Consider the following 17,129-nt stretch of genomic DNA (forward strand, 5'->3'; position numbering starts at 1 on the left):
AACTAACGGAAGCAAGGGGGAGCACCATGCAAATCACGATTAAAGACGTCGCGAAACACGCCAACGTCGCTCCGTCGACGGTGTCTCGCGTCATCGCGAACAGTCCACGGATCAGTCAAAAAACGAAAGAGCGCGTGCGCAGTTCGATGGAGGAACTCGGGTATCATCCGAACATTCACGCGAGAAGTCTTGCCAACCGCTCGACGCAGTCGATTGGTCTCGTCATGCCGAGCGCGGCGACGAAAACGCTGCAAAACCCGTTCTTCCCGGAAGTGCTCCGGGGGATCAGCACGAAAGCGCATCAAAACGGGTATTCACTCTATATGACGACCGGCGTCACCGAAGAAGAAGTGTTGTCGGGTGTGATCGAGATGGTGCAAGGTCGTCGGGTCGACGGCGTCATCGTTCTCTATTCCCGCGAAGACGACAAAGTCGTTCAGTATTTGCGTCAAACGAAATTCCCGTTCGTCGTGGTCGGAAAGCCGTTCGGGGATGCTTCATCGATCACGTACGTCGATACGGACAATTACTTGGCTGGCCGGGAAGTGACGAAACATTTGTACAATCTCGGCCATCGCCGGATCGCGTTCATCGGCGGATCGGATAAACTTGCCGTCACCCAGGACCGCCGGAACGGCTACGCGACCGCGCTCATGGAAGCCGGTATCCCGGTGCGTGAAGACTATATCGCCCGCGCTGAGTTTATGACAAAAGGCGGCGCGAAGGCCGTCCGTGAGTTGCTGCACATCGAAGAGCCGCCGACTGCTGTCGTCGTCAGTGATGACATGATGGCGCTCGGCGTCATCAGTACGCTCAGCGAGATGGGGCTGAAAATTCCTGAAGACGTCGCCGTCGTCAGCTTCAACAACGTTTACATCGCCGAACATTCGAACCCGCCGCTCACATCGGTCGAAATCAACATTTTCGGCCTCGGCTTCGAAGCGACGAACTGCTTGATCGAACAGATCGGAGACAGTGCGCCGCCGTATGGAAAACGCGTCATCGTGCCGCACTATCTCGTCGTCAGACAGTCGTGCGGACAAAAAAATGCCGGTCAGCCGGCTGAGTAATTTGTAAACCTCTCGTCTTCGGATGAGAGGTTTTTTCATGCATATAATAGAAGACGTTGCAATCCACCGAAAGTCCTGATGTTACAAACAGGTTACAAATGTGAAAGGATAGGTTGAAAACAGGGTGCGAGGGAACATTACCACTACCGGCCGGATGGCAGATCATAACGAATCAGCCCAGCCAATAACCAAAAAAATATAGAATTTGAAAGGGAGATACAATCATGGATAACAAACGTTACGTAGGAACTTACTACCAGGAGTCAGAACTCGTGTCAAAAATTGATGAGCTCCGTGCTCAAGGTCATCGTGAAGAAGACTTGTACGTCGTTGTGAAAGATAAATCGAACCTTTCGATGGTTCGCGGCGAGACGGGCGCAGAAGTAAAAGAAACGAAAGCATCGTGGCTCGATCGCTTCTTCGGAGTCGCAGACGGGGCGGACGAAGTCCGACATACGTTCGACAAGCTCGGGTTCTCAGAAGAAGAGACGGCACGCCACCACTCAGATATCGAAAACGGCGGTTTCGTCCTCTTGCTCGATACGGACGGCGGTGTCCTTGATAACGGACGTACGTCAGCAGGCTACGGCTCAGAAGGAAACGAGGCTGGCAACATGACGGCTCGTGACCCGCTAGGTACAGGTGTCGGAGCAGCCGGTACAGGTCTTGACGCGACGGGGTCGCATCATGATTCGACGCGTCACCACGACATGGACGAGGATATCCGTAACCGCACGGACTTGACGGACGAGCAGAAGTTGCAGTTGCATGAAGAGCGTCTGCAAGTGAACAAAGAACGCGTCCAAACTGGTGAAGTTCGCGTCGAGAAAGATGTTGTCGAACGTGAAGAGCGCGTCGACGTCGAAGTCGAACGTGACGAAGTATACGTGGAACGACGTCCGGTCGATGGAGACCGCGCCGCGACAGACCACTCGTTCGATGCGACAACGGACCGCGATGAGATTCGTGTACCGGTGACGGAAGAACGCGTGGACGTGACGAAGAAAGATGTCGTCGCTGAAGAGATTGTCGTCGGTAAGGAAAAAGTGAAGGATACTGAAACAGTACGTGAGACAGTCCGGAAAGAAGAAGCCCATATCGAGGGTGAGGATGACCTCCGTAAACGCGACGGCAATCACACACGCCGTGACGACCGCGACCGCATCTAATTTGACCAAGTACCTGAAGAAGGATGGCTCTCTCTGAGGGGCCATCCTTTTTTCTATCGATACGCATAGGAGGAATGAGACATGAGACAAGCGATCATTTCCGAACTGTTCGATGATGCGACAGCGTTGCTCACACGGACGGTCGACTTGAAACGAGAAGGCTATGACGAAGGTGACATGTTCGTGCTCGTCAAACGAAAAGAGACGGGGGAGGCCGTGAAACGGCAATCCAATTTATACGTTCTCGTCGCCGATGACCCGCAGGCGATCGCTTCACTCGTCACGTCGAGTGAGCGACCGATCGAGCGATGGCTCGGCAGTATGCGCTTGACGCCTGAAAGACAAGAGACGTTCGCTCAGGCGATCGAGCAAGGGAAGTTGTTTCTCTATGTCGACGCGGAACAAGGCGAACGGCTCGAAGCGGAAAGCGCGACCAGCCGAAATCAAGTGACAGACGCCGAAGAACAAACGCTCGCCTTGCACGAGGAGCGACTCGATGTGAAGAAGCGAGCGGTCCAAACCGGTGAGCTCGTCGTGAACAAACGTGTCACCGAGACCGATCAAGAGATTGAAATCCCGATTCGGAGGGAACAGTTACACGTAGAGCGCAAGGACGGATCGCTAGAAGAGCTTGAAGACTATGATTTTGACCGTCCGGGCATCCGGACGATTGACGAAGGGGATCATCTTCGGATTCAAGTCATCGAGGAGCGAGCGTTCATCGTCAAGCGACCTGTCGTCGTCGAAGAGATTATCGTGCATAAGCACGTGCGAGAAGACGTCGAAACGGTCACGGAGACGTTGCGCAAAGAAGAGATCGAGGTCCGGGAGGAAGGCGAAGCCCGCATCGACATCGATTCACCACTTCCAGAACGAAAGGATGAAACATCATGAGCAGAAGACGATTTGTTGACACGTACCAAGACGAGGCGGCCCTCGTCTCGAAGATTGACCAGTTGAACCATGATGGCTATGACGAGAAAGACTTGTTCGTCGTCGTGCGAGACGAAGATAACGTATCCCTCGTGAAACGAAACACCGACGCGAAAGTGGAAGAGGCGTCAGCTTCATGGCTGCAAAAGTTTGCTGGCGTCGCTGAAGGAGAGCAAGAAGTGAAACGGGCGCTCCTTGACCTCGGACTCGCTGACAATGACGTGAACAAGGCGTACGGAGACATCATGAGCGGCGGATATGCACTCATCCTCGACGAACCGGATACCGGCTTCAACGATGGGGACAACCCGGCGTTCGAAGGGCATGAAGGCAACGCGGCGTTCGGTCGCGATCGCGACGTTTAATTTGAAGCGGCTTCGGGGAAACTCGGAGCCGTTTTTGTCTGCCGTAAACTGTGACGAAAAAAAGAAAGAAAAAGTTCTATGCAAACGATTGCATTCTCCGTTCAGTCGTGTAAAATGAGAGGTGAGATTGAAATACAGCGCTTTCATAGACAAACGGTTGCATAATTCCGTTGTCTATCGAGGAGTAGCCTTGTAGAGAAAAAGGAGTGGCAGACAGATGAAACGATTGTTTGCAGTCGATGAATGGAAAGTAACGGAAGAAGGGCTTCACCCGAAAGAGAACCGTCTCGCCGAATCGATCACCTCGCTCGGTAACGGGCACATGGGGATGCGCGGGAACTTCGAGGAAGATTACTCGAATGACACGCACCAAGGGTTTTACGTCGCAGGCGTCTATTACCCGGACAAAACGCGTGTCGGTTGGTGGAAGAACGGCTATCCGGAATACTTCGCAAAAGTGTTGAACGCGACAAACGTCATCGGACTTCGTGTTGCCATTAACGGGACAGCGGTCGACTTGGCGAAATGGGACGTGAAAGACTTCACGCGCGAGCTCGATATGCAGCGCGGCGTCCTTACGCGGACGTTCACCTTGTTGAACGGGACGGAAGAGACGAAAGTAGAAGTCGTCCGTTTCTTCTCGATCGTCGATAAAGAAATTTTAGCGATCCGTTATAACGTCACGCCGGTCAACTACGAGGCGAAAATCGAGTTCACGCCATACTTGGACGGGGACGTCGTCAACGAGGATTCGAACTACGACGAGAAGTTCTGGTTGCCGGTAGAACACGGTGTTGAGGAGCGTTTTGGATTTGTCACGACGAAGACGAAAAAGCTCGATTGGCACGTGACGGCTTCGATGATCGCGGACGTTGAAGGGGCGCGTTGTGAAGTGCTCGAAGCGACCGATTTGTTTGTTGCCAACAAGTTCACGGTGACGGCGCCGGCCGGTGAAACGGCAACGGCGTACAAGTACGTCTCGGTCGTCACGAACCGTGACTACGAGATCGACGGACTCCAATCGGCAGGGATGCAACGTGTCGAGACGGCGTTTGAAAAAGGATTCGAGACACTCCTCGCCGAGCAGACCGAAGCATGGCTCGCTCGTTGGGAAGATGCTGACGTCCGCATCGACGGCGACGCGGAAGCGCAGCAAGGGATCCGCTTCAACATTTTCAACATGTACCAAACGTATACGGGTGAAGACTCACGCCTCAACATCGGACCGAAAGGGTTCACCGGTGAAAAATATGGCGGTGCGACGTATTGGGACACGGAAGCGTATTGCCTCCACTTCTATTTGGCGACAGCTAAACCGGAAGTGTCGTGGAACTTATTGAAATACCGCCACAACCAATTGCCGCAAGCGAAAGAGAACTCGGTCAAAAACGTCGGGATGGAAGGTGCCCTCTACCCGATGGTGACGATGAACGGGGAAGAGTGTCACAACGAGTGGGAAATCACGCACGAAGAGATTCACCGGAACGGTGCGATCGCCCATGCCATCTTCAACTATACGAACTTCACCGGCGACAAGTCTTACTTAGGAAAATACGGGCTTGAAGTATTGGTCGAGATCTCGCGTTACTGGGCGAGTCGCGTCAACTTTGTGCCGCACAAAGACGTGTATATGATCCTAGGCGTCACAGGTCCGAACGAATACGACAACAACGTCAACAACAACTGGTACACGAACTTGATCGCCGCGTGGACGCTCGAATACACGCAAGAAGTATACAACTACTTGAAAGAAGCGGAGCCGGCTCGTCTTGACGAACTCGTGGCGACGCTTGGTCTCTCGGATGAAGAGATCGCGAAGTGGAACGACATCCAAACGAAGATGTACTATCCAAAAGACGATCTCGTTCCTGACGTGTTCATGCAACAGGACGGCTTCATGGACAAAGAGCAGATCTTAGTGAAAGACCTTGATCCGAAACACTTGCCGCTCAACCAAAATTGGTCGTGGGACCGCATCCTGCGTTCAAACTTTATCAAGCAGGCGGACGTGCTTCAAGGTCTCTACACGTTCAGCGACCGCTTCACGCTCGAACAGAAGCAGGCGAACTTCGACTTCTACGAACCGCGCACGGTGCACGAATCGAGCCTCTCGCCTTGTGTCTACTCGATCATCGCGGCAGAAGTCGGTTATGAGGACAAGGCGGTCGAACTTTACCAACGTTCAGCCCGACTGGACCTCGACAACTACAACAACGACACAGAAGACGGGTTACACATCACGTCGATGGTCGGTTCGTGGATGTCAATCGTCCATGGCTTCGCCGGAATGCGCGCGCTCGAAAACGAGCTCACGTTCAGCCCGATGATCCCGAAAGACTGGAACGGCTACTCGTTCAACATGCTCTGGCGCGGCCATCATTTGACGATCTCGTCGACACGTGACCATGTGACGATCAAGCAGAACGGCGGGTCGGCCGTCGACATCCGCGTCTACGGAAATGTCGTCACGGTACCGGCGAACGAAGCGGTGACTGTTGAAACGGTGAAAGCGTAATCAAATGTGTGTTCGCAACAAGTCGGCTCCGGCCGGCTTGTTTTTTATTCGGCGGTGTTTGCAGATTGGCTTATTTTAATGATAGGCACCGCCAGAAAACTATGTTATCTTGATTCTTAGAAATTTCAGGGGGGAGAGACCATCACTTGACGGAAGTCGTAAAAGAACATGCGCGTATTGGCGTCGTCTCGATTATCGGGGGACTGTTCGTCGCGTTATCCATGACATTATTTTTAATTCCAGCCGGGGTCTATTCGACCGGCTTCACGGGGCTTGCCCAAATCTTCACTCAGTTGTTTGCGGATACGCCGTTCGAACTCGGGGAAGGGCTGTGGTTCTTCATCTTGAACGCGCCGCTCCTCGTCGTCAGTTATTTCATGCTCGGGCGTAACATGATGATCCATACGTTGATCAGCGTCGCCGCGGTCACCGTGTTCATTCGCGTGCTTCCGCAATCGCAGCTCCTCTCGGACGATCCGCTCTTGAACGCCGTGTTCGGCGGGGTATTGCTCGCCATCGGATCAGGGATCACGATTCGCTTCGGGGCCTCGACGGGCGGATTTGATATCGTCGCCCTCATTTTGGCGAAGTTCACGAACAACTCGGTCGGCGTCTACTTGTTCTTGATGAACATGATGATCGCGCTATGGGCCGGCGCATTGTTCGGATGGCAGACGGCGCTGTATACGATCGTCTTCTTGTATGTGACGTCGAAAGTCATCGATGAGATTTACACGAACACGCAGCGGCAGACGCTCTTCATCGTCACGAGCCACCCGGACGAAGTGACGAAAGAGTTGCATCAGCACGTCTTCCGCGGCATCACGCTCATGCCGGCGATCGGCACATACTCAAAAGTCGAGAAAGCGACGCTCATGATGGTCGCCCAACGCCACGAGGTGCGTGAAATCACACGGATTTGTAAAGATGCCGACCCGGCCGTCTTTATAAACAATGTTCCAACTGAAGATGTCGAAGGCGCGTTTCGGCGCTAAATAAAACCCCCGCTGAGCGTTCAGCGGGGGTTTGTTTATGCTTTAATGCCAAGTTTTTCTTCAAGGTAGATGGCGATCCCGTCGTCCATGTTCGAGGCGGTCACTTCGTTCGCGACAGCTTTCAACTGGCTGATGGCGTTGCCCATCGCGACACCGGTGCCGACGTAGTCGAGCATCTCGAGGTCGTTCTCCTCGTCACCGAAGGCGATAATGTTCTTCCGGTTGATGTTCAAGAGTTTGGACACTTCGCGAAGGCCGAGTGCTTTCGATGTGTTTTGGCTCATGACTTCAATCATGTGCTCCGGCATCCGCCATTGACGGTTCAACACGGCCTCGGCGTGAACTTTGTTCAAGCGCGAACGGACGTGGTCGACGTGCTCTTTCGTCGCATGGATGAGGAGCGATGTCGGCTCATCCTGTAAATGTTTGAGCAAGTCGCCGGAAGTGACGCTGAGTGCCCGTTCGGCATAAGGGCTGTAAAACTCTTGCGGGTCTTTATGGAAATAGACGTGGTCGGTCACTTCGACGACGATGTTATGCGCTTTCGTCTCCGACACTTCTTCGATGATGTCGTGCGCCGTCTTGAGCGGGATCGGCCGGTGCGTCACGGCGTAAGATGTATCTTTTGGATGGTGGACGAGCGCTCCGTTGAAGTTGATCAAAGGCGTCGTCAAGCCGAGCTGTTCGTAATACATGATCGAGTGGCGATGGGGACGTCCCGTCGCGATCATGACTTCATGACCCGCTTCCCGTGCTGCCTGTAGCGCGCGGATGTTCCGGTCGCTGATCGTCTTGTCGTCTCGTAACAACGTACCGTCTAAATCAACTGCGATTAAATAACGTGACATAAGTCATCCTCTTTTCTTCGATGTGCTGTTTCTCTGACGGTATCATATTTCCGGTTTCAACGGAAAGAATATACAATCGAGGTCGCACATTCTACGGTAACAGTGCTATACTAAGGTCGTATGGATTTTTCATGAATCATCTGTGAGATGGAGGGGACTTTCGATGCGTTATTTAGTCACATTGTTCTGGGCAATCTTGCTTTCGAACACAGCGATCTTTATCATTTCTGCTGTCGATGGCGTGCCATTCAATGCGATGCTCGCGACAGGTTTTGGCGTGGTCATCACAATCTTTATCGTGCTCTTGGATACGCTTAACCGTGATATGGGGATCAGCGACGTCGCTCAAGAGAAGTAAGACGTTCACAATCAAACTGACTCACATCTGAGTCAGTTCTTTTTATATCTGAAGGAGGAATCAACTATGAAAAATGATGCAAAACGCGCGAATTTTATCACGTTCGCCATCATCGGTGCCATCATCGTTATCGGGATCGGGCTGTTGTTCTTTTTGAACAATGCGAATGAAGAAGAAGGCGTCAACGCCGTATCGGCAGAAGAGCTGGAGACGAAGATTTCGGAAGAAGAAGAAGTCGTCGTTTACTTCTGGCAGACCGGTTGTGAATATTGTGAGCAAGTGAAACCATACGTCGAGCCGCTCGTCGAAGAGTACGATGCCGTCTCGATCAACTTGGCCGACCATAACGTCTGGACGGCATACGGCATCAACGGTACGCCGACCGTCATTCGATTCGAGGACGGGCAAGAGACAGGACGCATCGAAGGGGCCGTCTCTGAGCAACAATACGAGACGTTCTTCAAAAATGAGGAGGGCGAACAGTGATCAAAAGTCGTTTCTACCAGACGTTGTTTGAACTGAACGCCTCGCCGTTCATCGCCAAACGGCTCCGGTCGTTCGCTGAGTCACCGATGAGCCGTCCGCTCGTCCCATCGTTCGCGAAACTGTACGCGATCAATCTCGAGGAAGCGAAAGACCCGATCGCGACGTATCCGAGTTTGCACGCCTTCTTCACGCGTCATTTGAAAGACGGTGTCCGTCCCATCGATGAACGTGCCGACCGTATCGTTTCCCCGTGCGACGGGAAGCTGTCGATCGTCACGGACATCACGGACGATAGCCGCTTCGAGGTGAAGGGCCAGTCGTATACGCTCGCTGAGTTGCTTGGCTCTCAGCAAGAGGCGCGTCGCTACGCAGGCGGTACGGTATGTGTGCTCTACTTGAGCCCGCGTGACTATCACCGCGTCCACGTGCCGCTCGCTGGACGTGTGCTCAGCCATTATGAACTCGGCGACCGCTCGGCACCGGTCAACGAGATCGGCTTGACGGAGACGGTACGTCCGCTCTCGCGCAACTATCGCCGGGTCACGCGCTTTGACAGTGCAGCCGGAGTGTATGAGCACGTCATGGTCGGCGCCTTGAACGTCAACACGATCGAGTGGACGCATGACGGTTCTGAAGTGGCGAAAGGTGAGGAAGTCGGGTACTTCTCGTTCGGCTCGACGGTCGTCCTTTGTTTCGAGAAAGGACGCGTCGCCATCGACTCGTCAAAAATCGGTCCAGTCCGGCTCGGTGAAGCCATCGGAACGATTCAAAACGGCTAATTCACAAACTTTTTCATTCCGGCCAAACGATACACTAGTCGTTTGGTCGGTTTTCGTTTACCATAGAAGGGATATCAATACTTGTATAAGTAGTTGAATCGCTTTAGATAATTGGAGGAATTCAAACGTGTTTAATCGACTTTATCCGAAACAGTTCGTCGCGTCAGTATTTGACATCGACCTTGAAGAATTGAAAGACCGTGGTGTCCGCGTCATCTTGACGGACCTTGATAATACACTCGTGGCCTGGGACGTCCCGCACGCACCGGAGCTTCTTTTGCTGTGGTTAGAAAAAGTGAAATCACACGGACTCGATGTCATCGTCGTGTCGAATAATAACGAGAACCGCGTACGTACGTTCACGGAACCGCTCGGTCTTCACTACGTGTCACGCGCGAAAAAACCATTGCCGTCGGGCTTCAAGCAAGCGCTCGCCAAATATGGCTACTCGACGAAAGAAGCGATCTTCCTAGGGGACCAACTGTTCACGGACGTGCTTGGGGCCAACATGGCCGGCATCCACGTCATCCACGTCGAACCTGTCGTCAAGACGGACGGTCTCGTCACGAAGTTCAACCGTATGCTCGAGAAAGTCGTGTTCGCGCATATGAAACGCCGCGGGAAGTACGTATTGATCACGAAGAAAGTCGAGGAAATCGCCGTCGATGCGAAGCGCGCCAAAGTGGCTGTCGCTGAGAAGATCGGGGAAGCGATGCACTCGCGTTCCGAAGATTCACATAAAAAAGATGAATAAGGACCTCGAACGCACAGGAAGAAGGAGGCTGTCCTTGTACGGCGCGCAAGGCGTCGGAATTAACGCTTCAGGAGTAGCGGCGAGGCGCTACGAAGAGTGAAGAAGAGGAAACTTAAATGACAGCAGACAACGCTATGGAAGAAACAAAACGTTATTGCGCCGGTTGCGGCGTTCTCATTCAAACGGAAGACCCGGCTGGTGTCGGATATGCCCCAAAATCGGCACTCGATCGCGAGATCGTCATTTGCCAACGATGCTTCAAATTGAAACATTACAACCAAATTCAAGACGTCGAACTGACGGATGACGACTTCTTGCGCATCTTGAACGGGATTGGCTCGCGCGAGGCGCTCGTCATCAAAATCGTCGACATTTTCGACTTCAACGGGAGCTGGCTCCCGGGACTTCAACGGTCGGTCGGATCGAACCCGGTCCTCTTGGTCGGGAACAAAGTCGACTTGTTGCCGAAATCGGTCAACCCGAACCGGATGGCCAACTGGATGAAGAGCGAGGCGAAAGAACTCGGCTTGAACCCGGTCGACGTTCATTTGATCAGTGCCAAAAAAGGGCACGGCATCGATGAACTCGCCGAGAAGATCGAGTATTACCGTAAAGGCAAAGACGTTTACGTCGTCGGTTGCACGAACGTCGGAAAGTCGACGCTCATCAACCAAATCATCAAGCGCTTCGGCGAAGAAGATGAGGCGATCATCACAGTCAGCCATTTCCCGGGAACGACGCTCGATTTGATTGACGTCCCGCTCGATGATGATGCGAACCTGTACGATACGCCGGGGATCATCAACCGCCACCAGATGGCCCATTACGTCGATGCGAAAGACTTGAAGACGATCACCCCGAAAAAAGAGATCAAGCCGCACGTGTTCCAATTGAACCCGCAGCAGACGCTCTTCTTCGGCGGACTCGCCCGTCTCGACTACATGGAAGGCAACAAACGATCGTTCGTCGTGTACATGTCGAACGAATTGAAGACACACCGTACGAAACTCGACAAAGCGGACGAGTTGTACGAGAACCATATCGGCAAGATGCTCAACCCGCCGAACGAGAAGACGCTCGAAAAATTGCCGCCGCTCGTTCGTCACGAGTTCAGTCTCCGTGACGGCGTCAAGACGGACATCGTCTTCAGCGGACTCGGTTGGGTCGCTATTCACGGCAAGGGCGGCCGGATCGCCGCTTGGGCCCCAAAAGGAGTTGCCGTCACGTTGCGTGAGGCGCTCGTATGAGACTGGCCGTCATCGGTCACCCGATTGCTCATTCGCTCTCTCCCGTCCTGCACGAGCAGTGGCTGAGGGCGTCTGGGCTTTTCGGGCGCTATGAGGCGCTAGACGTCCTAGAAGACGAGATCGGACCGCTGTTTCAATCGATGCGGGACGGTGTATGGGACGGGTTCAACGTGACAATCCCGTATAAAGAAGCGGTCATCCCATTTTTAGACGAACTCGACGACCCGGCACGTGAAGCAGGTGCCGTCAACACGGTTTATAGACGAGACGGCAAGATGATCGGGACGAATACGGATGGCGCGGGTCTCGTCACCGCACTTTCTCTAGAGACAGACTGGTCTGGACATGTGCTCGTCGTCGGAGCAGGCGGCGCGGCGCGTGGCATCATCAGTGCGCTGCCGACACGAAACGTAACGGTCACGAACCGGACGATCGCGCGGGCGGAGCGTCTCGCACAACGTTTCGACGTTGAAGCGAAAGCTCTTTCCGACGTCGACGTCTCACGCTATGACGTCATCATCCAGACGACATCGGTCGGGATGGACGGGGTGTCATCCCCATTATCATTAAATCGATTACGACAAAACACCGTCGTTTGTGATATCATATATCGTCCACTCGTCACACCATTTTTAAGCGAAGCCGCTGAGCGCGGTGGAAAAACCGTCAACGGAATCGCCATGTTCGTCGGACAAGGCGCCTTGGCGTTTGAACGTTTTACAGGTGTGAAACCGGATCAACTTGTTGGAATGAAGTTAATTGAGAGCTTATTGGAGGAATAGAAATAATGTTATCAGGTAAACAAAAACGTTTTTTACGTTCAGAGGCCCATCACCTCTCGCCGATTTATCAAGTCGGTAAAAATGGTGTCAGCGAAACGATGTGCAAAGATATTAGTGACGCGCTCGAGAAGCGAGAACTGTTGAAAGTGCAAGTGCTCCAAAACTGCGCCGACACGCCGAAAGACGTGGCCGGAGAACTCGCTGAAGGTACGAAAGCCGAAGTCGTTCAAGTCATCGGGAAAGTCATCGTCTTGTATAAACAGGCGACGGAGAAAGAAAATCGCCAAATCAAACTTCCATGAGCCGCATCGGCTTGATGGGAGGGACGTTCGACCCGCCGCACGTCGGGCATCTGCTCATCGCCGAACAGGCGCGAGAACAACTCGACCTTGACGAGATCTGGTTTTTGCCAGCGGCCATCCCGCCCCATAAGGCCGGGTTCAGTCCGGCAGACGACCGGATCGAGATGACACGACGGGCGATCGCGGACAACCCTGTCTTCAAACTCAGTTTGATCGAGTTCGAACGTGTTGAACCGTCGTACACGGTCGAGACGATGAAACGGTTGCGTGAACGCTATCCCGACGACACGTTCTTTTTCTTGATCGGTGCCGATTCGCTTGAATCGCTCGAGAAATGGTACGATTATGAGACGCTCGTGACGCTCGTCACGTTCGGTGCCGTCGCTCGTCCGGGAAGCCGATACCGCATCCCGAAGCAGGCCGACGTCCGGACGATCGATATGCCGCAGCTTGAGATCTCATCGACCGACATCCGGGAACGCGCGAAGCGGAAGCGCTCGGTCGCCTACCTCGTGCCGGCTGCTGTCGAAACTTATATCAAGGAGCATGGACTGTATGACGTATGAAGAAGCGAGAACGTTGATTGAACAGACGTTGCCCGAAAAACGGTTCATCCATACGCTCGGCGTCGTCGAGACGGCCGAACGCCTCGCGTTGAAGTATGGAGAAAACGTGGAACAGGCACGTCTGGCAGCGATGTTGCACGACTATGCGAAATATATTGACCGTGAAGAGATGCGGCGAGTCGTCGTAGACGAGCCGCTCGACCCATTGTTGCTCGAGTTTGATGACGAGTTGTTGCATGCGCCGGTCGGGGCGGTCTTGTTGGACCGCGCTTATGACCTGGACGCAGCCGTCGTATCCGCCATCAAAAATCACACGACGGGTGAACCGGGGATGTCGCGGCTCGACCAGATTATATTCGTGGCCGATGCGATTGAACCGAATCGGAACTATCCTGGCGTTGAACGGTTGCGCGAGACGGCCGACGCCTCACTTGAGGAAGCCGTCGTCGCCACACTGCGCCAGACGATCCATCATTTATTGAACAAGTCAGTGCGGATTTTCCCGCTGACGATTGAGACGTATAACTATTTTGTGAACACACCTTAGGAGGGTCAATATGACTGTAAAAGAACAACTTGAATTGATTGTGAAGGCTGCGGATGATAAGCGCGCCGAAGATATCGTCGTCCTCGACATGGAAGGCATTTCACCGATCGCCGATTACTTCGTCATCTGCCACGGTAACTCGGAGAAGCAAGTCGAAGCGATCGCTCGCGAGATTAAAGACGTCGCAGGAGAGAACGATCTCCCGCTTCACAAGTTTGAAGGCATGGACACGGCTCGTTGGGTGCTTGCTGACCTCGAGAACGTCGTCGTCCACATCTTCCATCGCGACGACCGCGACTACTACAACCTTGAGCGGCTGTGGGCTGATGCGCCGCACATCGAAGTGGAAGTCGGCTAATGGCGTACGAAGGGTTCGCCTACGTATACGATGAGTTGATGAAAGGTGCGCCGTACGGGGAGTGGGTCGCCTTCGTGCGACGTCATGTGCCGGACGGGGCATCGCTCGCCGACGTCGGATGCGGGACGGGTTCTGCGACGATTCAACTCGCCGCGCACTATGACACGATTGGGCTCGACTTGTCAGAGTCGATGCTTGAAGTCGCGCAAGAGAAGGCGCTCGAGGCAGGTGTCGACTTGCCGCTCTGGCAACAGGACATGCGTGAGCTCGAGTTGCCGCACCCGGTTGACGCCGTGACGATCCTTTGCGATTCGCTATGTTATCTAACGGACGAGGCCGACGTCATCGATACGTTCGAAGCCGTCTATGAGCAGCTCAAACCGGGCGGCACGTTCATCTTTGACGTGCACTCGCCAAATAAGATGCAGACGTTGTTCAATTCAAAGACGTACGCGTCGAATGAAGAGGACTGCTCATACATTTGGTTCGCCGACCCAGGCGAGGCCCCGCTCTCAGTCGTCCATGATTTGACGTTTTTCGTCGTCTTGGAAGATGGCACGTACGAGCGGGTCGAAGAGACACATGAGCAACGGACGTTTGAGCCAGGTCAGTATATGCAGTGGCTCATCGGTGCGGGTTTTCATGTGAAATCGGTCACGGCCGACTTTACGGATCAAGCACCGGGTCCGGACGCCGAACGAATCTTCTTCGTCGCCGAGAAATAAGACGAGACCCCATCGCGGAAGCGACGGGGTCTTTTTGTCATGCCGGGACGTGTCGTGATCCGACAAAAGCGTGAATTTTTAGTAGAAATCGTTCCATTCTTGTCCGAATCGGGAATGAGAACAAGAGACATGGGACGGAAGGAAGGAATGCGGGATGAAACTGACACGAGGACGGATGTTAGAATTCGGGTTCGTTTTGTTCATGGGGATTATTCTCATCACGTCGGTCATCGAAGGGGCGTGGTTCGATGCGAGCGTCGCCGGTGCCGGCATGGTGTCCGGATTGATCCCGTTCGTATTGGAGAAAGCGTTCAAGACCGAGTTCGATGCGAAGATGAAAGTCGCCTATATCTTATTTTTATTTGCTTCTCAATATTTAGGGTCGATTGTCGGACTTTACTCGAACGGATGGTGGGACACGTTTTTACACGTCTTGAGCGGGGTGTTTTTAGCATTTCTCGGTTACGACTTTTTCAGCCGCCTCGATGACGACATTCGGCTTGAGATGCCGAAACGGTTCGTCTTCGTCTACATCGTCGTCTTTTCGATGGCGGGGGCTGCGCTTTGGGAAATGTATGAGTTCACGTCCGATCTCGTTTTGAATACGACGATGCAAGGGAACGGCAACGACGATACGATGGTCGACATCGTCGCCGGGTCACTCGGCGGGATCATCGCGGCCCTGCTAGTGACAGAGATCCATCGGAAAGAACAACAAAAAAAAGGGGAATGATAGCGATTACAAAAAGAGCTGGAGAATCTCGAGCTCTTTTGTTTGTAATAATTATTATCTTTTAATATCATTAACTTTGTAAGAATGATTATAAAGAGGAGGCAACAATATGGATCAACATCGTCGTCTAACTACTAACCAAGGCGTCCCGATCGGGGATAACGCCAACTCCATCACTGCGGGCCGCCGCGGCCCAACGCTTCTCGAAGATTATCAGCTAATTGAGAAACTCGCCCACTTTGACCGTGAGCGCGTACCGGAGCGGGTCGTCCACGCCCGTGGTGCCGGGGCACACGGGGTCTTCAAAGTTAAAAATAGCATGAAACGTTATACAAAAGCCAATTTCTTGCAAGAAGAAGGAAAAGAAACACCAATTTTTGCTCGCTTCTCGACAGTTATCCACGGCCTCGGCTCGCCGGAAACGCTTCGTGACCCGCGCGGATTCTCGGTCAAGTTCTACACAGAGGAAGGCAACTATGACTTCGTCGGAAACAACTTGCCGGTCTTCTTCATCCGTGATGCCATCAAATTCCCGGACGTGATTCATTCACTCAAGCCGGACCCACGGACGAACCTCCAAGACCCGGACCGTTTCTTCGACTTCATGTCGCTCACACCGGAGTCGACGAGCATGCTCATCCACTTGTTCAGTGACGAAGGCATCCCAGCGTCATACCGTCATATGCGCGGTTCTTCGGTCCACTCGTTCAAATGGGTCAACGAATTCGGCAACACGGTGTACGTAAAACTCCGTTGGGTTCCGAAACAAGGGATTAAAAACTTATCGATGGACGAAGCGGCTAAAGTGCAAGCGGAAGACTTCAACCATGCGACGCGTGACTTGTTCAATGCCATCGAAGAAGGCGACTTCCCAGAGTGGGATCTATACGTCCAAATCCTCGACCCGGCCGATATGGACAACTTCGATTTCGATCCGCTCGACGCGACGAAAGATTGGTTCGAGGACGTCATCCCGTATCAACTCGTCGGAACGATGACATTGAACAAAAACGTCGACAACTACTTCGCTGAGACGGAATCGGTCGGTTTCAACCCGGGCGTGCTCGTGCCTGGTATTCAACCGTCTGAAGACAAGATGCTCCAAGGCCGCTTGTTCTCGTACTCGGACACGCAACGTTACCGCATCGGGGCGAACTACTTGCAGCTCCCGATCAACTGCCCGTTCGCCCAAGTGTCGAACAACCAGCGTGACGGCGCGATGCCGTTCAAGCAACAGACGAGCCCGGTCAACTATGAGCCGAACCGCTATGAGGACGCACCGAAACCGGATGCGGCTTATATCGAGACGGAACAGCCGCTCACAGGCGTAGCCGGTCGTCAAAAGATCGAGAAAACGAACGACTTCGGTCAAGCGGGTGAAGTGTACCGCCGCTACTCGGAAGAAGAGAAGACAGCCCTCGTGAACAACTTGGTGGCGCACATTAAAGAAGTCCGTCACGAGAACACAGTGCTTCTGTTGATTTGCAACTTCTACCGTGCGGACCGTGACCTCGGCGAGCGTCTTTCAAAAGAGCTCAATGTCGACATCACACCGTTTTTGAGCCAAGTGACAGAATAACCGGTTGAAGCAGAGTGC

Annotated in this window: 20 protein-coding genes; 19 read left to right on the forward strand and 1 reads right to left on the reverse strand. The window is 53.3% G+C overall.

Annotation, left to right across the window (positions count from 1 at the left end; all coding sequences use genetic code 11):
* Positions 1–26: 26 nt before the first annotated feature.
* From JJU47_RS07570 to JJU47_RS07595, 6 genes are all read left to right on the forward strand, one after another.
* The gene (locus JJU47_RS07570; protein WP_228617820.1) at positions 27–1,070 is read left to right on the forward strand and encodes a LacI family DNA-binding transcriptional regulator; all 1,044 of its coding nucleotides are present in this window, start codon (positions 27–29) and stop codon (positions 1,068–1,070) included.
* A gap of 224 nt (positions 1,071–1,294) precedes the next feature.
* The gene (locus JJU47_RS07575; RefSeq protein ID WP_228617823.1) at positions 1,295–2,239 is read left to right on the forward strand and encodes a YsnF/AvaK domain-containing protein; all 945 of its coding nucleotides are present in this window, start codon (positions 1,295–1,297) and stop codon (positions 2,237–2,239) included.
* An 81-nt stretch (positions 2,240–2,320) separates the two neighbouring features.
* Positions 2,321–3,133 (forward strand): YsnF/AvaK domain-containing protein, encoded by an 813-nt coding sequence (locus tag JJU47_RS07580; RefSeq protein WP_228617825.1) that lies wholly within the window; start codon positions 2,321–2,323, stop codon positions 3,131–3,133.
* On the forward strand, positions 3,130–3,537 hold the full coding sequence (locus tag JJU47_RS07585; RefSeq protein WP_228617827.1) for a YflT domain-containing protein: 408 nt from the start codon (positions 3,130–3,132) through the stop codon (positions 3,535–3,537). The genes JJU47_RS07580 and JJU47_RS07585 overlap by 4 nt, the downstream gene beginning before the upstream one ends.
* A gap of 217 nt (positions 3,538–3,754) precedes the next feature.
* Positions 3,755–6,052, forward strand: coding sequence for a glycoside hydrolase family 65 protein (locus tag JJU47_RS07590; RefSeq protein WP_228617830.1), 2,298 nt, complete (start codon positions 3,755–3,757; stop codon positions 6,050–6,052).
* 146 nt (positions 6,053–6,198) lie between these two features.
* The gene (locus tag JJU47_RS07595; protein WP_228617832.1) at positions 6,199–7,047 is read left to right on the forward strand and encodes a YitT family protein; all 849 of its coding nucleotides are present in this window, start codon (positions 6,199–6,201) and stop codon (positions 7,045–7,047) included.
* 35 nt (positions 7,048–7,082) lie between these two features.
* On the opposite strand, the gene JJU47_RS07600 is transcribed toward JJU47_RS07595, so the two are convergent.
* Positions 7,083–7,895: a Cof-type HAD-IIB family hydrolase gene (locus JJU47_RS07600; RefSeq protein WP_228617834.1), complete on the reverse strand. Its 813-nt coding sequence runs from the start codon at positions 7,893–7,895 to the stop codon at positions 7,083–7,085.
* Between the two features lie 163 nt (positions 7,896–8,058).
* Here JJU47_RS07600 and JJU47_RS07605 point away from each other — a divergent pair, with 163 nt between their 5' ends.
* From JJU47_RS07605 to JJU47_RS07665, 13 genes are all read left to right on the forward strand, one after another.
* On the forward strand, positions 8,059–8,253 hold the full coding sequence (locus tag JJU47_RS07605; RefSeq protein WP_228617836.1) for a YjzD family protein: 195 nt from the start codon (positions 8,059–8,061) through the stop codon (positions 8,251–8,253).
* A gap of 66 nt (positions 8,254–8,319) precedes the next feature.
* Positions 8,320–8,739, forward strand: a complete 420-nt coding sequence (locus JJU47_RS07610) for a thioredoxin family protein (protein ID WP_228617838.1) — start codon at positions 8,320–8,322, stop codon at positions 8,737–8,739.
* Positions 8,736–9,518, forward strand: coding sequence for a phosphatidylserine decarboxylase (locus JJU47_RS07615; protein ID WP_228617841.1), 783 nt, complete (start codon positions 8,736–8,738; stop codon positions 9,516–9,518). Before JJU47_RS07610 ends, JJU47_RS07615 begins: the two co-directional genes overlap by 4 nt.
* Before the next feature lie 127 nt (positions 9,519–9,645).
* Positions 9,646–10,272: a YqeG family HAD IIIA-type phosphatase gene (locus JJU47_RS07620; RefSeq protein ID WP_024371850.1), complete on the forward strand. Its 627-nt coding sequence runs from the start codon at positions 9,646–9,648 to the stop codon at positions 10,270–10,272.
* A 134-nt stretch (positions 10,273–10,406) separates the two neighbouring features.
* Positions 10,407–11,519, forward strand: coding sequence for a ribosome biogenesis GTPase YqeH (gene yqeH, locus JJU47_RS07625; protein WP_228618238.1), 1,113 nt, complete (start codon positions 10,407–10,409; stop codon positions 11,517–11,519).
* Positions 11,516–12,301 carry a shikimate dehydrogenase gene (gene aroE, locus JJU47_RS07630; protein ID WP_228617843.1) on the forward strand — a complete coding sequence of 262 codons (786 nt, stop codon included), beginning with the start codon at positions 11,516–11,518 and terminating at the stop codon, positions 12,299–12,301. Before yqeH ends, aroE begins: the two co-directional genes overlap by 4 nt.
* A 5-nt stretch (positions 12,302–12,306) precedes the next feature.
* Entirely contained in the window at positions 12,307–12,603 is a 297-nt protein-coding gene (gene yhbY / locus JJU47_RS07635) for a ribosome assembly RNA-binding protein YhbY (RefSeq protein ID WP_228617846.1), read from the forward strand.
* Positions 12,600–13,169 carry a nicotinate-nucleotide adenylyltransferase gene (locus JJU47_RS07640; protein WP_228617849.1) on the forward strand — a complete coding sequence of 190 codons (570 nt, stop codon included), beginning with the start codon at positions 12,600–12,602 and terminating at the stop codon, positions 13,167–13,169. Before yhbY ends, JJU47_RS07640 begins: the two co-directional genes overlap by 4 nt.
* Positions 13,159–13,716 (forward strand): bis(5'-nucleosyl)-tetraphosphatase (symmetrical) YqeK, encoded by a 558-nt coding sequence (gene yqeK, locus JJU47_RS07645; protein ID WP_228617851.1) that lies wholly within the window; start codon positions 13,159–13,161, stop codon positions 13,714–13,716. The genes JJU47_RS07640 and yqeK overlap by 11 nt, the downstream gene beginning before the upstream one ends.
* 10 nt (positions 13,717–13,726) lie before the next feature.
* Entirely contained in the window at positions 13,727–14,074 is a 348-nt protein-coding gene (gene rsfS, locus JJU47_RS07650; protein WP_024371856.1) for a ribosome silencing factor, read from the forward strand.
* Entirely contained in the window at positions 14,074–14,799 is a 726-nt protein-coding gene (locus JJU47_RS07655; RefSeq protein WP_228617853.1) for a class I SAM-dependent DNA methyltransferase, read from the forward strand. The genes rsfS and JJU47_RS07655 overlap by 1 nt, the downstream gene beginning before the upstream one ends.
* Positions 14,800–14,953: 154 nt before the next feature.
* Positions 14,954–15,532: a DUF2238 domain-containing protein gene (locus JJU47_RS07660; protein ID WP_228617856.1), complete on the forward strand. Its 579-nt coding sequence runs from the start codon at positions 14,954–14,956 to the stop codon at positions 15,530–15,532.
* A gap of 109 nt (positions 15,533–15,641) precedes the next feature.
* Complete coding sequence (locus JJU47_RS07665; protein WP_228617858.1) at positions 15,642–17,111, forward strand: catalase; 1,470 nt, start codon at positions 15,642–15,644, stop codon at positions 17,109–17,111.
* Positions 17,112–17,129 lie beyond the last annotated feature (18 nt).

It is taken from the genome of Exiguobacterium sp. (assembly GCF_020832205.1).
Taxonomy (GTDB): domain Bacteria; phylum Bacillota; class Bacilli; order Exiguobacteriales; family Exiguobacteriaceae; genus Exiguobacterium.

Coding starts and splice junctions, on each gene's coding strand:
- aroE (WP_228617843.1), top strand. CDS start 11,516: ATGAGACTGGCCGTCATCGGTCACCCGATTGCTCATTCGCTCTCTCCC.
- JJU47_RS07605 (WP_228617836.1), top strand. CDS start 8,059: ATGCGTTATTTAGTCACATTGTTCTGGGCAATCTTGCTTTCGAACACA.
- yqeH (WP_228618238.1), top strand. CDS start 10,407: ATGGAAGAAACAAAACGTTATTGCGCCGGTTGCGGCGTTCTCATTCAA.
- rsfS (WP_024371856.1), top strand. CDS start 13,727: ATGACTGTAAAAGAACAACTTGAATTGATTGTGAAGGCTGCGGATGAT.
- JJU47_RS07570 (WP_228617820.1), top strand. CDS start 27: ATGCAAATCACGATTAAAGACGTCGCGAAACACGCCAACGTCGCTCCG.
- JJU47_RS07660 (WP_228617856.1), top strand. CDS start 14,954: ATGAAACTGACACGAGGACGGATGTTAGAATTCGGGTTCGTTTTGTTC.
- JJU47_RS07600 (WP_228617834.1), bottom strand. CDS start 7,895: ATGTCACGTTATTTAATCGCAGTTGATTTAGACGGTACGTTGTTACGA.
- JJU47_RS07590 (WP_228617830.1), top strand. CDS start 3,755: ATGAAACGATTGTTTGCAGTCGATGAATGGAAAGTAACGGAAGAAGGG.
- JJU47_RS07585 (WP_228617827.1), top strand. CDS start 3,130: ATGAGCAGAAGACGATTTGTTGACACGTACCAAGACGAGGCGGCCCTC.
- JJU47_RS07610 (WP_228617838.1), top strand. CDS start 8,320: ATGAAAAATGATGCAAAACGCGCGAATTTTATCACGTTCGCCATCATC.
- JJU47_RS07575 (WP_228617823.1), top strand. CDS start 1,295: ATGGATAACAAACGTTACGTAGGAACTTACTACCAGGAGTCAGAACTC.
- JJU47_RS07665 (WP_228617858.1), top strand. CDS start 15,642: ATGGATCAACATCGTCGTCTAACTACTAACCAAGGCGTCCCGATCGGG.
- JJU47_RS07655 (WP_228617853.1), top strand. CDS start 14,074: ATGGCGTACGAAGGGTTCGCCTACGTATACGATGAGTTGATGAAAGGT.
- JJU47_RS07580 (WP_228617825.1), top strand. CDS start 2,321: ATGAGACAAGCGATCATTTCCGAACTGTTCGATGATGCGACAGCGTTG.
- JJU47_RS07640 (WP_228617849.1), top strand. CDS start 12,600: ATGAGCCGCATCGGCTTGATGGGAGGGACGTTCGACCCGCCGCACGTC.
- yhbY (WP_228617846.1), top strand. CDS start 12,307: ATGTTATCAGGTAAACAAAAACGTTTTTTACGTTCAGAGGCCCATCAC.
- yqeK (WP_228617851.1), top strand. CDS start 13,159: ATGACGTATGAAGAAGCGAGAACGTTGATTGAACAGACGTTGCCCGAA.